10 protein-coding genes and 1 riboswitch are annotated in these 17,249 nt (G+C 70.1%); of the genes, 2 read left to right on the top strand and 8 right to left on the bottom strand.

Going from position 1 to position 17,249, the window contains the following annotated elements:
- Positions 1-148: 148 nt before the first annotated feature.
- On the bottom strand, positions 149-1,339 hold the full coding sequence (locus tag JHD82_RS10575; protein ID WP_233174690.1) for a hypothetical protein: 1,191 nt from the start codon (positions 1,337-1,339) through the stop codon (positions 149-151).
- Positions 1,340-1,982: 643 nt separating this feature from the next.
- Positions 1,983-2,093, top strand: a riboswitch (glycine riboswitch).
- 92 nt (positions 2,094-2,185) lie between these two features.
- Between JHD82_RS10575 and JHD82_RS10570 the strand changes: the two genes are divergently transcribed.
- Positions 2,186-3,517 (top strand): D-amino acid dehydrogenase, encoded by a 1,332-nt coding sequence (locus JHD82_RS10570; protein WP_063327673.1) that lies wholly within the window; start codon positions 2,186-2,188, stop codon positions 3,515-3,517.
- 41 nt (positions 3,518-3,558) lie between these two features.
- Here the strand turns inward: JHD82_RS10570 and JHD82_RS10565 are convergent, their stop codons facing one another.
- The 4 genes from JHD82_RS10565 to JHD82_RS10550 all read right to left on the bottom strand — a co-directional run bounded on the left by JHD82_RS10565 (position 3,559) and on the right by JHD82_RS10550 (position 6,914).
- Entirely contained in the window at positions 3,559-4,794 is a 1,236-nt protein-coding gene (locus JHD82_RS10565; protein ID WP_034397936.1) for an FIST N-terminal domain-containing protein, read from the bottom strand.
- A 76-nt stretch (positions 4,795-4,870) separates the two neighbouring features.
- The gene (locus tag JHD82_RS10560) at positions 4,871-5,803 is read right to left on the bottom strand and encodes a PhaM family polyhydroxyalkanoate granule multifunctional regulatory protein (RefSeq protein ID WP_199136377.1); all 933 of its coding nucleotides are present in this window, start codon (positions 5,801-5,803) and stop codon (positions 4,871-4,873) included.
- Positions 5,804-5,945: 142 nt separating this feature from the next.
- Positions 5,946-6,458 (bottom strand): copper chaperone PCu(A)C, encoded by a 513-nt coding sequence (locus JHD82_RS10555; protein WP_013800288.1) that lies wholly within the window; start codon positions 6,456-6,458, stop codon positions 5,946-5,948.
- Between the two features lie 96 nt (positions 6,459-6,554).
- A complete protein-coding gene (locus JHD82_RS10550; RefSeq protein WP_013800287.1) occupies positions 6,555-6,914 on the bottom strand; it encodes a hypothetical protein in 360 nt (119 codons plus the stop codon).
- 119 nt (positions 6,915-7,033) lie between these two features.
- On the opposite strand from JHD82_RS10550, the gene JHD82_RS10545 reads away from it, so the two are divergent.
- Positions 7,034-7,696, top strand: a complete 663-nt coding sequence (locus tag JHD82_RS10545) for a glutathione S-transferase family protein (protein ID WP_199136375.1) — start codon at positions 7,034-7,036, stop codon at positions 7,694-7,696.
- Positions 7,697-7,715: 19 nt separating this feature from the next.
- On the opposite strand, the gene recD is transcribed toward JHD82_RS10545, so the two are convergent.
- The 3 genes from recD to recC are packed head-to-tail and all read right to left on the bottom strand — an operon-like array spanning position 7,716 to position 17,205.
- Positions 7,716-9,863, bottom strand: a complete 2,148-nt coding sequence (recD, locus tag JHD82_RS10540; protein ID WP_199136373.1) for an exodeoxyribonuclease V subunit alpha — start codon at positions 9,861-9,863, stop codon at positions 7,716-7,718.
- A complete protein-coding gene (gene recB / locus JHD82_RS10535) occupies positions 9,860-13,684 on the bottom strand; it encodes an exodeoxyribonuclease V subunit beta (protein ID WP_199136371.1) in 3,825 nt (1,274 codons plus the stop codon). The genes recD and recB overlap by 4 nt, the downstream gene beginning before the upstream one ends.
- Positions 13,681-17,205: an exodeoxyribonuclease V subunit gamma gene (gene recC, locus JHD82_RS10530; protein WP_199136369.1), complete on the bottom strand. Its 3,525-nt coding sequence runs from the start codon at positions 17,203-17,205 to the stop codon at positions 13,681-13,683. Before recC ends, recB begins: the two co-directional genes overlap by 4 nt.
- Positions 17,206-17,249: the final 44 nt, after the last annotated feature.

Genomic DNA, 17,249 nt, shown 5'->3' with positions numbered 1-17,249 from the left:
CCCCCCCCCCCCCCCCCCCCCCCCCCCCCCCCCCCCCCCCCCCCCCCCCCCCCCCCCCCCCCCCCCCCCCCCCCCCCCCCCCCCCCCCCCCCCCCCCCCCCCCCCCCCCCCCCCAACCCCCCTTTTTGTTCGCATTTCGTCGGCAGCGTCAGATGTGTATAAGAGACAGCAGTGCGATATTCGAATTTTTGATCGTCAATCCGTTGACGGTCATGTTCGACATGACCTGGAAAAACTGCTCAAGCTGCATTCCCCCGATAGGGTTGGGCAGATTCGTTACCGTGAAATTATCGACAACGATGTTGGAAACTGTGCCGGTACCGTTGGTTGCGGCAACGGAAATGGCCGAGCCCTTGTTATTGCCGTAATTTCCATTCCATATCGCGGAGTTGATCGTGCTATTGGCAAAGAATACGTTTTGTGCGCCTTGATGAATCTCCGCGTACAGCTCGCAGTTGAACGGCGTCCCCTCTCCCGCAGGGGTTGGCGCCACATTCACCAGACCGACGCGATCAATGATGACATTGTTTGCCTGGGAGCCAACGACGAATAGCGCTTCGCCACAGGTCATGTTGGGCGAATTGGTGAGAGTGATATTCTTCCCACCAAGATAAAAGGTTTCCCAGGCGGAGTCCGCCCAGTTCTGGACTTGTATGACTCCCCCGAAATCGATGGTCAATGAACCCGTGCCGGCTGGCACGGTGCCTTTGATCCAGTACCAAGCGCCACCGGCACCGGTGGTGGTGCCCGTATCGCCGCCGCTGATCATCTGGGTTTGACCACAGGCATTGGTGGCTCCCGTCACGGCGCCGGACTGGGCTCCGCTGACGAACGTATTGGCACAGCGCACGTAAACCGTCTGATTGTCGACATACGGAAAGAGGTTTCCGGCCGCATCCTTGGATGTCCCACTCTGTATGGTTCGTACCGACGTAGACAGTGTCGGCGCAAAGACGATGGAAACATCGGCACTCGGATCCAGCGTTTGCAGCGTGTAGTTGGCTGCCTGAATGGCCGCTCGCAGCGTACATGCGCCAGCAAAGGTGCCCCCCAGCGTGCTGACACAGGTGGTTGGTGTCGTTGCATTGGCATTGGGAGCGTCGCTGTTGTCGGTGACCGTGAAAACGATGGTCGCCGCCAGTGCCGTGGATGAGATACCCGCGCATGAAAGCAGCAGCAAAGATAAAAGGCACTTCGCTGCACGCCATTTGCGAAAAAATGCCAAACCGGGCAGGCGATTGAGAGCATGCATGATATTCCCCGTTTTCTCAAGGAGATATGACAGGAAAATGATTTTCCCAATGGCAATGGCCATCAGTTGTACCCAGCGCATTTGCATCGCCGTACCTCGAATAGTTCTATTTGAATCACGAGCTCACAACTCACCTTGCAGCCGGCGAGGTTGGAAGCAGAATGTTTCGCGCAGATCCTGCGCGTCAATCAGAAAAGGCGGATTTCCATCAACGTTTGCTCGCTGCTCCGCTGCCTATTGAGCGGGACACGCCTTCAGTCGGGTTTGCGACGCAAATCATTCCTCCCTCGACAAACCATATTCACCGTGCTTGTATTTTTTTCAGTGCCGGACCAGTTTCCATGGACCTGCACCTGTGCAAGGTTAAGTCGCCTATCAGACATATACACAACCCATGGTTAACCCAGCAGGTCCAATCGACCAGAACATGCACTGACAAACCACTGCACATATCGATAGGCTAAATCATGTTTTTTTCTATTTCAATAGTTTTTTTACATGAACCCGGAGGATCGTGCCAGCGCTACGAGGGAGGCGCTTGAGCGATCTAGGGAATACCCTGAATCAGCCACACCACATACAGGTAACAGGTGGTATCCCCAATACGACTGGAGCTGGCTGCGCAAGCCACATAGAATCGTCCCTGCAGGAGAGCAGGCGGGCACCACGGTGCCGAGCCTCACCGAAGGCGCAAACTCCCATACACGCTCAGGTTCCGTACTGCAAACACAACATGCCGTCTGGAGAGCCGCCGCACGCAATATGCGGCGCACCGAAGGAGCAAGCCCCGTTCCCATGGACGGCGGTGAATCTCTCAGGTACCAAGGACAGGGGGAGCGGCAGCTGCGTCACGACGGACGCCGGCTGCTTGCTATTGAATCCATAGCTACCAGCTTCCGCGTGACCGGCACATGCCTTTGAAAGGGCATTGTCATGCGCGTCATCGTTCTCGGAGCCGGCCTGATCGGCACCGCCTCGGCCTACTATCTGCAATCCCTGGGCCACGAGGTCACGGTCATCGACCGCCAGGCTGCGCCCGGCGCCGAAACCAGCTTTGCCAACGGCGGGCAGATCTCGGTCAGCCATGCCGAGCCCTGGGCCAACCCCGGCGCACCGCTGAAGTTGCTGGGCTGGCTGGGCCGGCAGGACGCCCCCCTGCTGTTCCGCCTGCGCGCCGACATGCGCCAGTGGCTCTGGGGCCTGTCCTTCCTGCGCAACTGCACGCCCGCGCGCACGCGCCACAACATCCGGCAGATCGTTCGCCTGGGCACCTACAGCCGCGAGGCCCTGCAGCAGCTGCGGTCGGACACCGGCATCCAGTACGAGCAGCGCATGCAGGGCATCCTGCACTTCTACACGAACGCCCGCGAGTTCGAGGGCGCGCTCAAGCCCACCGAGCAGATGCAGGCCCTGGGCTGCGACCGCCGCCTGATCGACGCCGACGAGGCCGTGCGCCTGGAGCCGGCCCTGGCCCATGTGCGCGGGCAGATAGCGGGCGCCACCTATACGGCCGAGGATGAATCGGGCGACGCCAACCTCTTCACGCGCGAGCTGGCACGCATTGCCACCACCACGGGCGTGCAGTTCCGCCACGGCCACCACGTCATGGCGCTGCGCACCACGGGCGCAGGCGCCAGCCGCCATATCGACCATGTGGAGGTGACCAATGCCGATGGCCGCTACGAACGCATCCAGGGCGACGCCTATGTGCTGGCCATGGGCTCGTTCAGCCCGCTGCTGGCCCAGCCGCTGGGGCTGCACCTGCCCATCTACCCGGCCAAGGGCTACTCCGTGACCCTGCCGGTGCTGGACCCCGCCAAGGCCTACCAGGTCAGCCTGACGGACGATGAGTTCAAGCTGGTGTTCTCGCGCTACACCGGCGCGCAGGGCGACCGCCTGCGCATTGCCGGCACGGCCGAGTTCAACGGCTACGACCGCAACCTGGACCCCGTGCGCTGCGAGGCCATCGTGCGGCGCGTGCAACAGCTGTTCCCTGGCGCCGGCGATACCGGGCGCGCCCAGTTCTGGAGCGGCCTGCGCCCCGCAACGCCCAGCAATGTGCCACTGATCGGACGCTCGCCCATCGCCAACCTGTTCCTGAACACCGGCCACGGCACGCTGGGCTGGACCCATGCCTGCGGCTCCGGCATGGCGCTGGCCGACCTGGTCAGCGGCAGGCAGCCGGCCGTGGATTTCGATTTTCTGGGAGCCGCAGCCATGGACCCGGATCGCAGCGCAGGCACGGTGCGCCCGCGCGCGGTCTGAGGTGCAGACGGTGTGTACCGTGTGTACGGCGTGTACGGCGCCTAAGCAGTGAACACCGTCAACACTCCTGCGAAGCGGTGCAGGCGGGCGTCCATGATCTCGGCTTCGGCGACGAAGCCGATCAATGGCACATCGCCCAGTGCGTGGCGCAGGGTGCGCAGTTCGGCATCGGGGCCGCCGAACAGGCCGCCGCCGCGGCCCCGGCAACTGATGTAGATGGCGCCACGGATGCGGGGCTGTGCCTCGCCTTCGGGCGCCGCCTCCTCGGGCTCCGCCGCATCGCGCAGCGCGGCGCCCAGTTGCAGCAGTTCCTGGCGCGCGACCTGGGCCTGGCGGCGGCAGAAGATCACAGAATGCCCGGCCTCCACGGCCGATGACAGGGCCACGCCCTGGCGCAGCGGGTCCAGCCCGACCAGGGTCAGCACCTGGGCCTCTTCGGTGAGCACGCCGTGGGCCATGCCCCGGCCCGGCGGCGCAATGGCCGCCAGCGTGCTGCGCACCGTGGTCAGCGCGGGCTGCCAGTCGCTGCCTTCCAGCTCCACGCCCAGCAGTTGCAGCAGGCGCTGCAAGGCCGGATCGCCATTGAGCCCGGTGACCAGGGCGCCGCGCGCCTCGGTGATCTCCAGGCCCTCGCCCAGCGGCACGCAGCCCTGGGCCATGCCCGTGATGCAGGGCACGCCCGCACCGAAGGCCACGCCCGAGAAGCCTCCGCTGAAAATGCCGCGCGCATCTGCATGCTGCGCATGCAGGTCCTCGGTGCGGCAGGCGATCTGCACGCCCTCCACGCCATCGTCCCCGTCATCGCCCACGCCGCCGAACAGCAGGCCGGACTCGGTGCGCTCGGACAGCTCGTACAGCAACTCGGCCAGCTCGGGCTGGCCGCCTCCGGCATGGACCAGGGCCGAATGGGCCGTGAACCCGGCCTCGCCGCCCGGCGCATGCAAGGGCGCCAGGCCCGAATACAGGCGGTAGTGCGCGGCCGGCACATCGAGCAGCATCACCGCGAGCGCGGAGCCGGACAGGTATTCATGGGACATGGCCAGCACGCCACCGGCCGAGCAGCCAGCCCAGTCCGCCACATGGGGCAAGGCCCTGGCCAGATGCTGCAGCAGCGGTCTTGCATGGGCGGCATGTGCGTGGGACAGGTACACCAGGCCCAGTCGGGGGCGCTGCGCGTGGCCCGGATCGGCCATCTGCGAGCGCAGTTGCAGCAGCACCGCATCGGCCGCGGCGCGCCAGTCGGAATGGCTGGCATGGCCTACAGGAAACAACGACATTCCAACCTTCTTTCTAGCCCTGCCGGCGCCCGGCTTGCGGAGGGCTCTAGACCATCCATGGGAGCCGCCGTGCCGCTCAGCGCGGTGGCCGGCTCTTGGCCGGCGCCTTGCCTGCGGCCGGTGCCTTGGCTGTTGTCTTTGCGGTGGTCTTTGCCGCCGTCTTCCTGGCCGCTGCCTTGGCTGGAGCTTTGGCTGGCGCCTTGGCGGCTCCGGCCGGGGCCTTGGCCGCCGGTGCAGCCGCCTTGCCTGCCTGCGCGGCGAAGGCGCCAGCCTGGGCCGTCATGCGGTCCATGGCGGCCTTGGCGATGTCGCCGGCCATGCCGGTGGCGCGCTGTGCGGCAGCCACGGCCTCGGGGGCCATGGGCTCGGCCATGGCCTTGGCGGCGATCTGCTGGAATTGCTGGGTCAGTGCGCCCCACCATTGCATGGCCTGGCCCATGGCGGCGGCCTGGGCCGGCTCGTCCCTGGGCGCAGAAGCCTCAGGGCCGGAGGCCTTGCTGCCGGCATCCGCGGATGCAGCGGCCGCAGCAGCTGCAGGCGGCTCGGCAGGGGGCTGTGCGGGCGCGGCCTGCGGCTTTTCCTGCTTGCCGGCCTTGCCGGCGGAGGACATGGGCCAGTCCGAGTGGTCGGACTGCCCCGCGCTGGCGGCGCCCTTGCCCGCAGTGGCTGCAGCAGCGGTGGCGGCTGCAGCGGCGGGGAACTGGAAGGCCTGCGCCAGTTCGCCCATGCTGACGTTCATGCCCTGCAGGGTGGACAGCGTCATGCGCTGCACTTCCAGGGCCTGGATGGTGGCGGCCAGCGCCTTGCCATTTTGGTCCAGCCAGAACTGCACGGCCTTGAGTTCGGTGATGCGCTTGTCCACCTCCTCGATGCTCACCGTGGGCGCCACCCATTCGGGCAGGCGCCCCAGGGGCCGGGCCGTGGCCGATCCCGCGCTCTGGGCCAGGCCCTGCAGGAAGTCGAAACCGGGGATGAACTTGCCGAAACCGAAGGAGGACGCGTCACTCATGGCAGCACTCGCTAGGACTGGGTTGGAAGAGCATGCCGGCGAAGGATGCCGGCCATGCTCCCAGCTTAACCCAGGCACACGCCAAGTCCACGGCAAGTCATGCGCATGCGGCTGCGCACAAACCCGGTGCAATGGCGCTGGCTCAGTGCGAATGGCCTGCGTGGCCGCCGCCGTGGCCCGCTGCCGGGGCAGCCGCCGCGCCGGGCGCCATGGCGCGCACGGGGACCTGCAGGCTCAGGCGCGAGGTTTCGCCCTTGGCATCCTTGAACACCAGGGTGATGGGCACCTGGCTGTCCTTGAGCAGCGGGCTCTTGAGCTGCTGCAGCATGACGTGGTAGCCGCCGGGCTTCAGGTCCACGGCCACGCCCTTGGGCAGGTCCAGGCCGTCGATGGCGCGCATGCGCATCACATCGCCTTCCATCTTCATTTCATGCACCTCGGCCACGCCAGCGGCGGGCGACTCCACGCCCACCAGGCGCAGCGGCTCCTCGGCCGTGAGACGCATGAAGGCGCCCGTGGCCTGCTGGCCCGGCACGCTGGCACGCGCCCAGGCGGCGTCGGCCTTGACGTGGGCGGCATCGGCATGGGCATGGGCCAGACCCATGGACAGGGAGGCGGCGATCAGGAAAGGGGTGGTCCATTGACGCAGTGTCATCACGGTTTCTCCAGAAAATTCAATACGTTGCAGCACGGTCTGTGTGCCTTGCAAAAACAAAAGCCAAGCGAAAGAGGCAGGGATTGAAATGGGGAGTCACCGGGGCGGGGCGCGGGCCTGCGGCAAGGCCGGCATGGCCACGCTGTGGACGGAGGCCGGGTGCGCCCGTGGCTGCGCATCTGCCATCAGCGGTGCCGGGGCCGCACTGCACCGGGCGGGCGGCGGCGCCAGCGGGGGCAGGCACAGCGGGCAGTCGATGCCGTGGCTTCCGGCAAGGGCATTGTCCTGACCGGCCGGCGATGGCACCCAGACCGATTCGCCAGCGGCCGAGCACAGGCGCTCCCAGCCCGAGGCACGCGCCAGCGGCGCAAACGCCGATGCCAGCGCCACGCACAGCCACAGCCCCAGCACCCAGCGGGCGCAGGCAGCCAAGGTGGAGGGCAGGCGAAGCGGCATGGCGCCATTCTAGGGGTCTGCCCCAGTCGTCATCTCCGGGACCGCGCCATGCCCCGCCCGCCCCTACCATCACAGGCGCGCACCCTCGCCTTCACCACAAACGACCCAAGGAGACACCCATGCTCACCCTGTGCGGATTCGCGGCCAGCAACTACTACAACAAGGTCAAGCTGGCCCTGCTGGAAAAGCAGCTGCCCTTCAACGAGGAACTGGACTGGCTGGGCGAGACCGACATGGCACTGTCGCCGCTGGGCAAGGTGCCGTACCTGCGCATCGACGACGGCCGTGGCCTGTGCGAGTCGGCCGCCATGGCCGAGTACGTGGAGACGCTGTCGCCCTCCCCTTCCCTGCTGCCGACCGACGCCTTCGAGGCCGCCAAGGTGCGCGAGCTGTGCGTGTACCTGGACCTGCACCTGGAGCTGGTGGCGCGCATCCTCTACCCGCAGGCCTTCTTCGGCGGCCAGGTCAGCGACTCCACCCGGGAGCGCACGCTGGCCCAGCTCGACAAGAACGTGGCGGCCTTCGCCAAGCTCGCGCGTTTCTCACCATTTGTGGCGGGCGACAGCTTCACGCTGGCCGACTGCTGCGCCATCGTCCACCTGCCCCTGGTCAGCGCAGCCAGCAAGATCGTTGGCGGGCGCGACGTGCTGGCCGACCTGCCCGTGCGCGAGTACCTGGCGCGCATGGCCGAGCGGCCCACGGTGCAGCAGGTCAATGCCGACCGCAAGACCAATACGGCGCTGATGATGTCCCGCTACGCCAGCGACAAGACTCCGGCCTGAGCCGCCCCCCCTGCCCGCCTCAGTCCTGCAGCCAGCGCAGCAGCCCGCTGGCGCGCTGCGTGGGGCTGCCAACGGCCGAGGCCAGCAGGCCCGGCACCTCGGAGAACAGCGAGAAGGCCTGGCGGGCGCGCGTGATGCCCGTGTAGACCAGCTCGCGCCCCAGCACGCTGCCGCCGCGCGAGGGCAGCACCAGGGCCGTGTGCTCGAACTCCGAGCCCTGGCTCTTGTGCACCGTCATGGCGAAGGCGGTCTCCACATGGGCCAGGCGGCTGACACCGACCGAGCGCAGCTCGTCACCCTGCAGGAAGTACACGCGCAGCGGCTGCCCGGGCCCACCCTGCAGCCCCCCCTGTGACCCGCCCTGCGACCCGCCCTGCGACCCACCCGGCAGCGCAATGCCGATGTCGCCGTTGAACACGCCCAGCTGCGCATCGTTGCGCGTGACCATGACGGGCCGGCCCGCATACCATTCGCCGCTGCGGCGGATCGCGCCCTGCGCTTCCAGGGCCTGCTCCACCGCCCGGTTGAGGCCGGACACGCCCCAGTCCCCCTCGCGCACGGCGCACAGCAGCCGGAAGCGCTCGAAGGCCTGCAGCACATCGACCACCCAGACCCGGTGCGCGGCCTCGCAGCCGCCGTCCGCAGCCGGCCTGTTTTGCAGCGCGCTGGCATACAGCGCATAGCTGGCCAGGCCGCCACGCCCGCGCACGGCCAGTTCGGTCACGGCCTGCACGCCGCCGCCCTGGCGCTCCCAGAGTTCGGAGTGCGTACCGCCTTGCGTGCCGGCATCGAGCAAGGCCTGGGCCTGCGCGGCGTGGCCGGCATTCACGGCGCGCGCCAACTGGCCGATGGGGCCACCGAAGCGCCGGCTTTCGCGCAGCATGACGGTGTGCTGCGCAAGAGCCGGAGGCCGGTCGCCTGCCGGCGCCGCGAACTGCGGCGGCACCGCCTGGCCGGCCACGCGCAGCGCATAGTCCAGCGTGTCCGGCAGGTAGCGTCCGGCCTGGGCATCGCGGCACAGGTCGCCCAGCACGGCGCCCGCCTCCACCGATGCCAGCTGGTCCTTGTCGCCCAGCAGCACCAGGCGGGCGCCGGACGGCAGTGCCTCCAGCAGCGCCGCCATCATCTCCAGGTGGACCATGGAGGCCTCATCGACGATGAGCACGTCCACGTCCAGCTGCCGGCCCGCATGGAATCCCCAGTGCCGCGTATCGGGCCGCGCGCCCAGCATGGAGTGCAGGGTGCGCGCCGCGCCCATGCGCTGCACCAGGCCCGCCAGGTCGATCTCGCCGCCCATGCTGCCCTGCAATTGCAGCAAGGCCCCGTCAATCGATTGCTTCAGGCGCGCAGCCGCCTTGCCCGTGGGGGCGGCCAGGGCCACGCGCAGCTGGCCGGCGTCTGGCGCCGTGGCAAACAGCAGGGCCAGCAGCCGCGCGGCGGTATAGGTCTTGCCGGTGCCGGGGCCGCCCGTGATCACCGACAGCCGGCCGCGCAACGCCAGCGCGCAGGCCAGCTTCTGCCAGTCCACGGGGCTGCCTTCCGCCGCAGGCGGGAACAGGCGGTCCAGCCAGTGGCGGGCCAGGGCTTCGTCCATCGGCTGGCCGGCCACGGCCTGCGCCGCCGTGCGCTGGATGACATGGGTGGCCACGGCGCGCTCGTAGTCCCAGTAGCGGCGCAGGTACAGCAGCGGCGCGGGGCCGTCGGCACCGGCCAGCACCAGGGGCTGGCCAAGGTCCTCGCCGCCATCCTGGCCCGCGTCGCCGACCACGCGCACCACAGGGCTGGCACCCAGCGCCGCCACCCAGCCGGACAGGCGCGCGGGCAGCATCTGCCACAGGGCCTGCTGCGCGGGCAGCGCCTCGGCGGGCCAGGCCAGCACGTCGTTGGGGTTGCCGGCCAGCGGTGCCAGGGGCAGGCAGCTATGGCCGCGCCCCTCCATCTGCGCCAGCAGCGCGGCGGCCACCAGCAAGGCGGGCCCGGCCTGCGCATCCTGCCCGGCGACGAAGGAGGCCAGCGCCGCATCCAGGCGCCGCAGCAGGCCGGCATCGGCCCAGCGGCGCAGCAGGGCCAGCAGTTCATTGGTGTCTGGCGGCACGGCGCCCGGCGGTTCGTCGAACAGGTCCAGCGTGGCCGTATCGACGGTCCGCGAACGGGGGCGCGGGCTCATGGCGGCTCCTGCATATCGGCTCGGCCGGGGCCGAGCAGTTCATCGAGCGCATCGAGCAGGGGCAGCTCGGGCGCCATGGCATGCATGCCACCGGCCGGGCCATCGATGCCGCGCAGAAAGTAGTACAGCGCGCCGCCCAGCTGGCGCTGCGGCTCGTAGGCCGTGCCCAGGCGGCTGCGCAGCAGCCGGTGCAGGGCCAGCAGGTAGAGCGCGGCCTGCACGTCGTAGCGGTGGTGGAGCATGGCGCGGGCCAGGGCCTCCCGGCCGTAGGCGGCGCCGTCCGGGCCCAGGTGGTTGCTCTTGTAGTCAAGCACCCAGTAGCGGCCCTCGTGGCAGAACACCAGGTCGGCAAAGCCCATGAGCATGCCGTGCAGCGAGCGCTGGGGCAGCGCGGGCCGCTCCTGCCCCGGCAGGATGAAGCGCCGGCACAGCTGGTCAATGCGCTCGGCCGGCAGCTGGCGCGCGGGCAGCCAGAACTCCATCTCGGACAGTTGCGGGCCCAGCGTGGCCAGCGTGACATCGAGCGGCGCCAGCGGCTGGTGGACCACGGCCGTGAGCCAGGCCAGCAGGTCGCGCGCCTGCTCGCCACGGCCCGCGCGCTCGCAGCGGCGCACCAGGCGATCAGCGAGCGCACCCTGGCCGTCCACGGGCAGGGCAAAGTCTTCGCCGCCCAGCCATTCCAGCTGGTCGTGCACGAAGTTGCCGACCACGGGGCCGCGCAGAAAGCGGTGCCAGACCGCAGGCCCGCCGGCCGGTCCATCCTGCAGGGGCTGCAGGCCCGCCAGGCCGGCAATGTCCGCCAGTTCCGGCGATGGCGGCGGCTCCAGCGCCTGCTCATCCTCGGCCGGGCGCTGCACGGCCACGGGCAGCACGGGCAGGCTGGGCGCGGCCATGGCACGCACCAGGGCCGAGAAGCTGCCGATGCCCCAGCGGGTGTCGAAGCGCGCGTCGTAGGCCGGGGCATCGTGCAGCGGCGTGGCGCCGGCCGGGGGCTGCCAGCGCGTGCGCTGCAGTGGCACGGCATCCAGGTCGCGCCAGGCCATGTGCGGGTCTTCGCCGCACAGCTGCTGCAGGCCGTCGCGCCAGCCCTGGGCCGAGCGCGGCTCGGTGCCGCCCAGCAGGTAGCCGGCTGCGCCCTGCTCGTTCACGCAGGCCTTGCCGTTGCCGCGCTTGAGCGGAGCCAGGCCCAGCCACAGCGCATGGCGCGGGCGGGTGAGCGCCACGTAGAACAGGCGCAGGTCCTCGCGCAGCCGCTCGCGGTCGGCCTGGGCCAGCTCCTCGTCGCTGAAGTCCAGCAGCAATCGGCGGGCCGGGGTCGCATCGTCTTGCGACTCGTCCTGCGCGGACAGGGTCAGGAAGGGCGTCCTGGCCCGTTCCATGGGGCGGAAGCTGCCCGCAAACGGCAGGCAGACCAGCGGGTACTCCAGGCCCTTGCTCTTGTGCACGGTGACGAGCTTGACCAGGTCGGCATCGCTTTCCAGGCGCACCACCTGCTCTTCGCTGCCGCTGCCCGGCGTCTCGATCTGGGTGGCCAGCCAGCGGATCAGGGCCTGCTCGCCCTCCAGCTGCGCGCTGGCGGTCTGCAGCAGCTCGGCCAGGTGCAGGTAGTTGGTCAGGCGCCGCTCGCCGCCCATGGCCGGGTCCTGCAGCCAGCGCACGGGCAGGTCCAGCCGGTACAGGGTCTGGCGCAGCATGGCCAGCACGCCCAGGCGCAGCCAGATGCTGTGCAGTTCGCGCAGCTGCTCGCTGCGCGAGTCAAAGGCTTCCTCGTCGGCGGCCAGCCAGGCCAGCTCGTCCAGCGACAGGCCGATGAGCCGCGTGGCCAGGCCCGCGCGCACGGCCTGGGCATCCAGCGGCGCGGCGACGGCGCGCAGCCAATACAGCAGGTCATGGGCCTCGTCGCTGGCGAACACCGAATCCTGGTCCGACAGGTAGACCGAGGCCACGGCGCGCGCCTGCAGCTCTCGGCGCACGGCGGCCGCCTCTCGACCCGTGCGCACCAGCACGGCGATGTCGGCAGGCCGCAGGCGCACAAGGCGGCCATCGGGCTGCACAAAGCCGGCCTGCGGGTCGGTCAGCCACTGCACGATCTGCTCGGCGCAATGGGCCGCAAAGCGCCGCCGCACCTCGTCGGCCGCCAAAGGCAGGGGAATGCCGGTGTCCTCGTCGCGGCCCGCACTCCAGGCCACGGTGAGGGCGGGCATGGCGCCGTCGCGCGTGTGCAGCAGCTCGCGCCGGCCCTGGGCAGCCACGGGCTCGAACGGCAGCGGGTTGTGGCTGCCGCGCCGGAACATGAAGGCGCCCTCGCCCGGCCGCTGCTCGGCCTGCGCGAACCAATGGTTGACGGCGCCCACCAGCGCCTGGGTGGAGCGGTAGTTGGTGCCCAGCACGTAGTGGCGCCCCTGGGTGGCGCGGCGCGCCTGCAGGTAGCTGTGGATGTCGGCGCCGCGAAAGCCGTAGATGGACTGCTTGGGGTCGCCGATCAGCAACAGAGCGCTGTGCGGGTCGTTGGCCGCCGTGCGGTAGATCTGGTCGAACAGGCGGTACTGCAGCGGCGAGGTGTCCTGGAATTCATCGATCAGCGCCACCGGGTACTGGGCCAGGATGCGCTCGCGCAGCACAGCGCCGTTGTCGCCGGCCAGGGCCGTGTCCAGGCGCTGCAGCATGTCGGCAAAGCCGAAGCTGCCGGCCTGGCGCTTGAGGTGGGCCAGCCGCTGCGCCACGCGCGCGGCCGCATGCAGGCGCACGGCCACGCTGACGGGCGGCAGTTGCTCCAGCTGCAGCAGCAGCGCCTGCAGTTCGGCCAGCTCCAGCGGCATGAGCACATCGCCGGCCGAGCCCTTGAAGGCCTCGGCCAGGCCCTCGGGGCTGAGGCGGTGGCGCGCGGCCCCGGTCAGCGCCAGCGCGCCGTCCAGCGGGGCGCGCGACCAGTCGGCCAGCGCGGCCAGCCAGCCGGTGTAGCGCGCGGGCTGCAGCTTGCGCTTGTCCCACAGCGCGCCATGGCCGTCGAGCTGTCCATCCAGCCACAGCTGCAGGCGCTGTGCCTTGTCGTCCCAGCCGGCCGCCAGGGCCAGCAGGCGGCTGCGGCGCTGCTCCATGGCGCGCTGCAGGCAGTCGGCCAGGCTGCCCTCGCCCGCGCCGGGCACGGGGGGCTCGCGCAGCAGGGCGCGCATGTCATCGACCAGGGCGCCGACGTGGGGCCAGATCTTCAGGACCTCGTCCAGCAACTCGTCGGACAGCGGGTAGCACTGCTGGCGCCAGTAGTCCTGCGCGGCCTCGGTCTGGCGCTGGCTTTCGTCCGGCTCCAGCGTTTCGTCGAAGAGGTTGCCGCTGTCGAAGGCATGCTCGCGCAGCATGCGCTGGCACCAGGCGTCGATGGTGTGGATGGCCGCGTCGTCCATGCATTCGGCCGCCATGGCCAGGCGCCAGGCCGCGCGTTCACGGGCCGCGCCTTCGGGGTAGGCCTCGCGCAGCGCGTGCAGGAAGGCGTCGTGGGGCGCGGGCTCGGCCTCGCCGCGAAAGCACTGCACGGCCTCGATCAGGCGCTTGCGTATGCGGTCGGACAGCTCGCGCGTGGCCGCGCGCGTGAAGGTCATGACGAGGATGTCGGGCGGCATCAGCGGGCGCTCGAAGGCCGTGCTGCTGATGCCGTCCAGGCTGCCCTCGCCATGCCCCAGCACCAGGCGCAGGTAGAGCGCGGCGATGGTCCAGGTCTTGCCGGTGCCGGCGCTGGCCTCGATCAGGCGGCTGCCCCACAGCGGGAAGCGCTGCGCGTCGAGCACATGGCTGGTCACGGCGCCGATCATTTCGCTCGCGCTCATTGCGCCTCCCCCTGGTACGGCAGGACCTGCACCTGCGCGGCCACCCAGTCGAGCAGCGGCGCGTGAGCGGCATGGGCCAGGGCCTCGAAACGGCCATCGGCGCTCAGCCGTTCGAAGTCCGGGTAGCAGCGTGCCCAGGACGGGTCCTCGCCTTCGCCGCCGACCAGATGACCGCCCTCATAGGCCTGCTGGGCCGCAGCGGGAAAGCCTTCGGCCATGGCCAGGCCGCTGCGCAGCGGCAAAGGCAGCGGACCGTTCTGGCCTTCGCGCCACAGGGCCATCAATTCACGCAGCCGTGCCAGCGCGTCGGAAGGGTCCATGGGCAGTACCTGCACCAGGCCGTCGCGCGCCACCACGCGCAACTCGGCCTGCGAGCCGCTGGCGGCCAGCGCCAGGCTGCGCAGGTAGACCGGCATGAGCTTGTCGGCATGGGGCCTGCCCTTGGCATTGAGCAGGTTGCGCGGGTCCAGCAGCAGCCAGCACTGTGCGTCGTCCGCATCGGGGGACTCTTCGGTTTCGCAGGACTGGCGCAGCCCGTCGATCCAGTCGTCGAACACCAGTCCATCGTCCTCGATCAGCAGCCGCCTGCGCGGCGCGGGATGGGCATACCGATCCAGTTGCTGGCGCCAGGCCCGCAGCGAAGGCGTGACCGAGGACTGCAGCGCCCGCGCGCCGCGCTCGCCCAGCCCCGCCAGCGGCAGCCGCCCCGAGCGCGTGAGGCGCGCCACGGCCGCTCGCACGCTGTCTTCCATGGCCTGGGGCGCCTGCCCGGGCTCGTCCAGGCCGGCCGCCACCTGCTGCTGCAACTGCTGCACCAGAAGGTATTCGGTCAGGCCGTCGAGCTGGAACAGTTCCTCGTCCACCACGGGGTTGTCCTCCTGCTCGAAGCGCACCTGCAGGCGCTGGCGCAGGTAGGCGCGCGCCGGGTGGCGCAGGAAATCGGTGAGCCGGGCCAGCGTCAGCGGCGCCGAGGCGTCGGGGACAAAGGGCGGGCGCGGCTGCGCGGGCAGCGCAGGCAACGCGTCCGTGCCGTCAGACTGCGCATGCGCGGCCCGCCATTCGCGCGCATAGGTGGTCCAGGGCGAGCCTTCTTCGAAATAGCGGCGGCTGAAGGGCTGCAGCGGGTGCTGCTGCGTGCGCTGCGCCAGCAGCGGCTGGCCGCCTTCGCCGCGCCAGCCCGTCTCCAGGTAGTCGCGCAGCTGGGAGACCAGGACCGAGGGCGGCTGCTCGCTGTTGTCGCGCACATGGTGGCCGGTCCAGCTGATGTAGAGCGCGCGGCGTGCGGACAGCAGGGCTTCGAGCATGAGCTGGCGGTCATCGTCGCGGCGCGCGCGGTCGCCGGGGCGCTGCTGGCCGGGCAGCGCCATCAGGTCGAAGTCGCTGCGCGTGGCGCGGCGCGGATAGTCGCCATCATTCATGCCCAGCAGGCAGACCACCTCGAAGGGAATGGCCCGCATGGGCATCAGCGTGCAAAAGGTCACGCCACCGGCGCGAAAGCGCTGCGACAGCGAGGGCTGCTCCAGCGCCTGCATCCAGGCCTCCTGGGCCACGCCCAGTTCCACGGCGTCCGCATAGCCGGCCTGCTCGCAGGCGCGCTGCCAGTCCGTGAGGGCGGCGTCCAGCGCGGCCAGCATGGCCTCGTCCTCGTCGTCCTGCGCCTTGAAGAAGTCCTGCAGCAGTGCGCGAAAGCGCTGCGCCCAGGCCTCGGGCGTGGCGGGCCGCCCGGCCTCGCGCCACCAGGCCAGCATGCGCTCCAGCAGCGCGGCCAGCACGCCGGCCAGCTCGGCTGACAGGCCGCCCACTTCGTCATAGGGCTCGATACCGCCAAAGGCCTGGCCGTCCTGCGCCACGCCGCCGGCATAGCCCAGCAGCATGCGCTGCAGGCCGAACCAGGCGCTGTTGTGCTCGCCACAGGCCTGCAGGCCCAGGGCGCCGCGCTGCGGCGCATTGAGTCCCCAGCGGATGCCGGCCCCGGCCATCCAGCGCGTGAGCTGGGGCAGGTCGTCGGCCGCCAGCCCCATGCGCGCGGCAATCGCTGGGACGTCCAGCAGGTCGCACAGCTCGCTGAGCCGGCAGCGCTGCTGGGGCAGGCGCAGCAGCCATTGCAGGGCCACGGCCAGCGGGCTGCTGGCGCGCGCACCCAGGTCGGCGATGTCGAAGGGAATATGGCGCGGGTCATGGCGGCCGTACTGGCCGAAGACCGCACGTATCGAGGGCGCTGCCGTCTCTATGGACGGCAGCATGACCACCACGTCACGCGGGGCCAGCGGCGCTTGCCCTGGCTGGGCAGGATCCGGTGGCCGGGCCAGCATCTGCAGCAGCTGGTCGTGCAGCACCTCCAGCTCGCGCACCACGCTGTGGGCGCTGTGAAAGACGATGGAGCGGTCGGCCCGCGCCACCTCCAGCGGCGGGTGCTCGGCCAGCGGCACCAGGTCGCGGATGCGCTGCTGCACCTGGGCCAGCAGCGGCGCGGTGCGCAGGTCCTCGGCATCCGTCTCGTCGAACAGGTCCACGCGCGGCATCTGCAGCTGCGCGGCCGCACCCGTGGTGTCGAAGGCGTCGAGCTGGCGCACATAGTCGCGGCTTTGCCGGCCCCAAGCGGCCAGCAGCGGATGTGCGTGGGCGTGCATGGCCTCCAGTGGCAGCTGCGCCAGATCGCGCCCGCCGCGCAGCGGCTGGCGGCGCCGCGCCATGCGCAGCAGCTCGCGCCCGTCGATGGCGTCGGCCCAATGGAAGCGGCAGGGATTGGGCACGGCCAGCAGCACCTGGCTGTGGCGGGCAATGGCGGCCAGGAATTCCAGCAGGCTCAGCGGCAACTGGCTGATGCCGAACACCACCACGCGGCGCGCCAGCGGCGCGGCCGGCGGCTCGCCGGACTGCAGCGCGGCCAGCACCCTGCCCTGCAGGCGCGCGCGCGTGGCGCCGCGCTGGTCCTCGTCCAGCTCGGCCAGCACGGCGCGCCACAGGCGCGGCTGCCACTGCTGGCCTTCGGGCACCGGGGCGTCCGCCACACCAGGGCGCAAGGGCATGGGCAGCACGTCATGCCCGGCCTCCCAGGCGTCCAGCCAGTCGGCGCGGTAGATCTGGTATTGGTCGAAAAGGTCGGCCAGGCGCTGGGCCAATTGCAGCAGCCGCTCGGGCTCGCCGGGGCGCAGAAAGCCTGCAATGGGGGCGAAGGCCGGGTCATGCAGGCACTGCGGCAGCAGGCGCATGAGCCGCCAGGTCATGGGCGTCTTGTCCAGGGGCGATTCGCGCGGCACGGCCTGGCGGCCCAGCACCTGGCGGTAGCTGCGCCACACAAAGCGCGCGGGCAGTTCCACGCGCGCGGCGGCGCACACGCCCAGCTGCTCGGCCATGCGCATCTTGAACCACTCGGCCATGCCGTTGCTCTGCACCAGCACCACCTCGGGCTCCAGCACATCCAGCGGGTGCGCAGCCAGCCATGCCAGCACCGTGTCGGCCAGCACCTCCGTCTGATTCCCGTGCAGGGCGATCAAGCCCGGCTGCCAATGCGATGCCACCTCTGCGCCCCCGTGCTCCAAGCCATGCGAGCAGCGAGCTTAAC

Origin of the sequence: Delftia sp. ASV31, assembly GCF_016428765.1 — a bacterium.
Lineage (GTDB): Bacteria > Pseudomonadota > Gammaproteobacteria > Burkholderiales > Burkholderiaceae_C > Comamonas > Comamonas acidovorans.
The sequence above is the reverse complement of the archived record's forward strand: the minus strand, read 5'-3'. Positions and strand labels throughout refer to the sequence as shown.

Excerpts from the sequence above, each read along its gene's own strand:
- JHD82_RS10575 (WP_233174690.1), bottom strand. The coding sequence starts at position 1,339 with ATGCAAATGCGCTGGGTACAACTGATGGCCATTGCCATTGGGAAAATC.
- JHD82_RS10570 (WP_063327673.1), top strand. The coding sequence starts at position 2,186 with ATGCGCGTCATCGTTCTCGGAGCCGGCCTGATCGGCACCGCCTCGGCC.
- JHD82_RS10565 (WP_034397936.1), bottom strand. The coding sequence starts at position 4,794 with ATGTCGTTGTTTCCTGTAGGCCATGCCAGCCATTCCGACTGGCGCGCC.
- JHD82_RS10560 (WP_199136377.1), bottom strand. The coding sequence starts at position 5,803 with ATGAGTGACGCGTCCTCCTTCGGTTTCGGCAAGTTCATCCCCGGTTTC.
- JHD82_RS10555 (WP_013800288.1), bottom strand. The coding sequence starts at position 6,458 with ATGACACTGCGTCAATGGACCACCCCTTTCCTGATCGCCGCCTCCCTG.
- JHD82_RS10550 (WP_013800287.1), bottom strand. The coding sequence starts at position 6,914 with ATGCCGCTTCGCCTGCCCTCCACCTTGGCTGCCTGCGCCCGCTGGGTG.
- JHD82_RS10545 (WP_199136375.1), top strand. The coding sequence starts at position 7,034 with ATGCTCACCCTGTGCGGATTCGCGGCCAGCAACTACTACAACAAGGTC.
- recD (WP_199136373.1), bottom strand. The coding sequence starts at position 9,863 with ATGAGCCCGCGCCCCCGTTCGCGGACCGTCGATACGGCCACGCTGGAC.
- recB (WP_199136371.1), bottom strand. The coding sequence starts at position 13,684 with ATGAGCGCGAGCGAAATGATCGGCGCCGTGACCAGCCATGTGCTCGAC.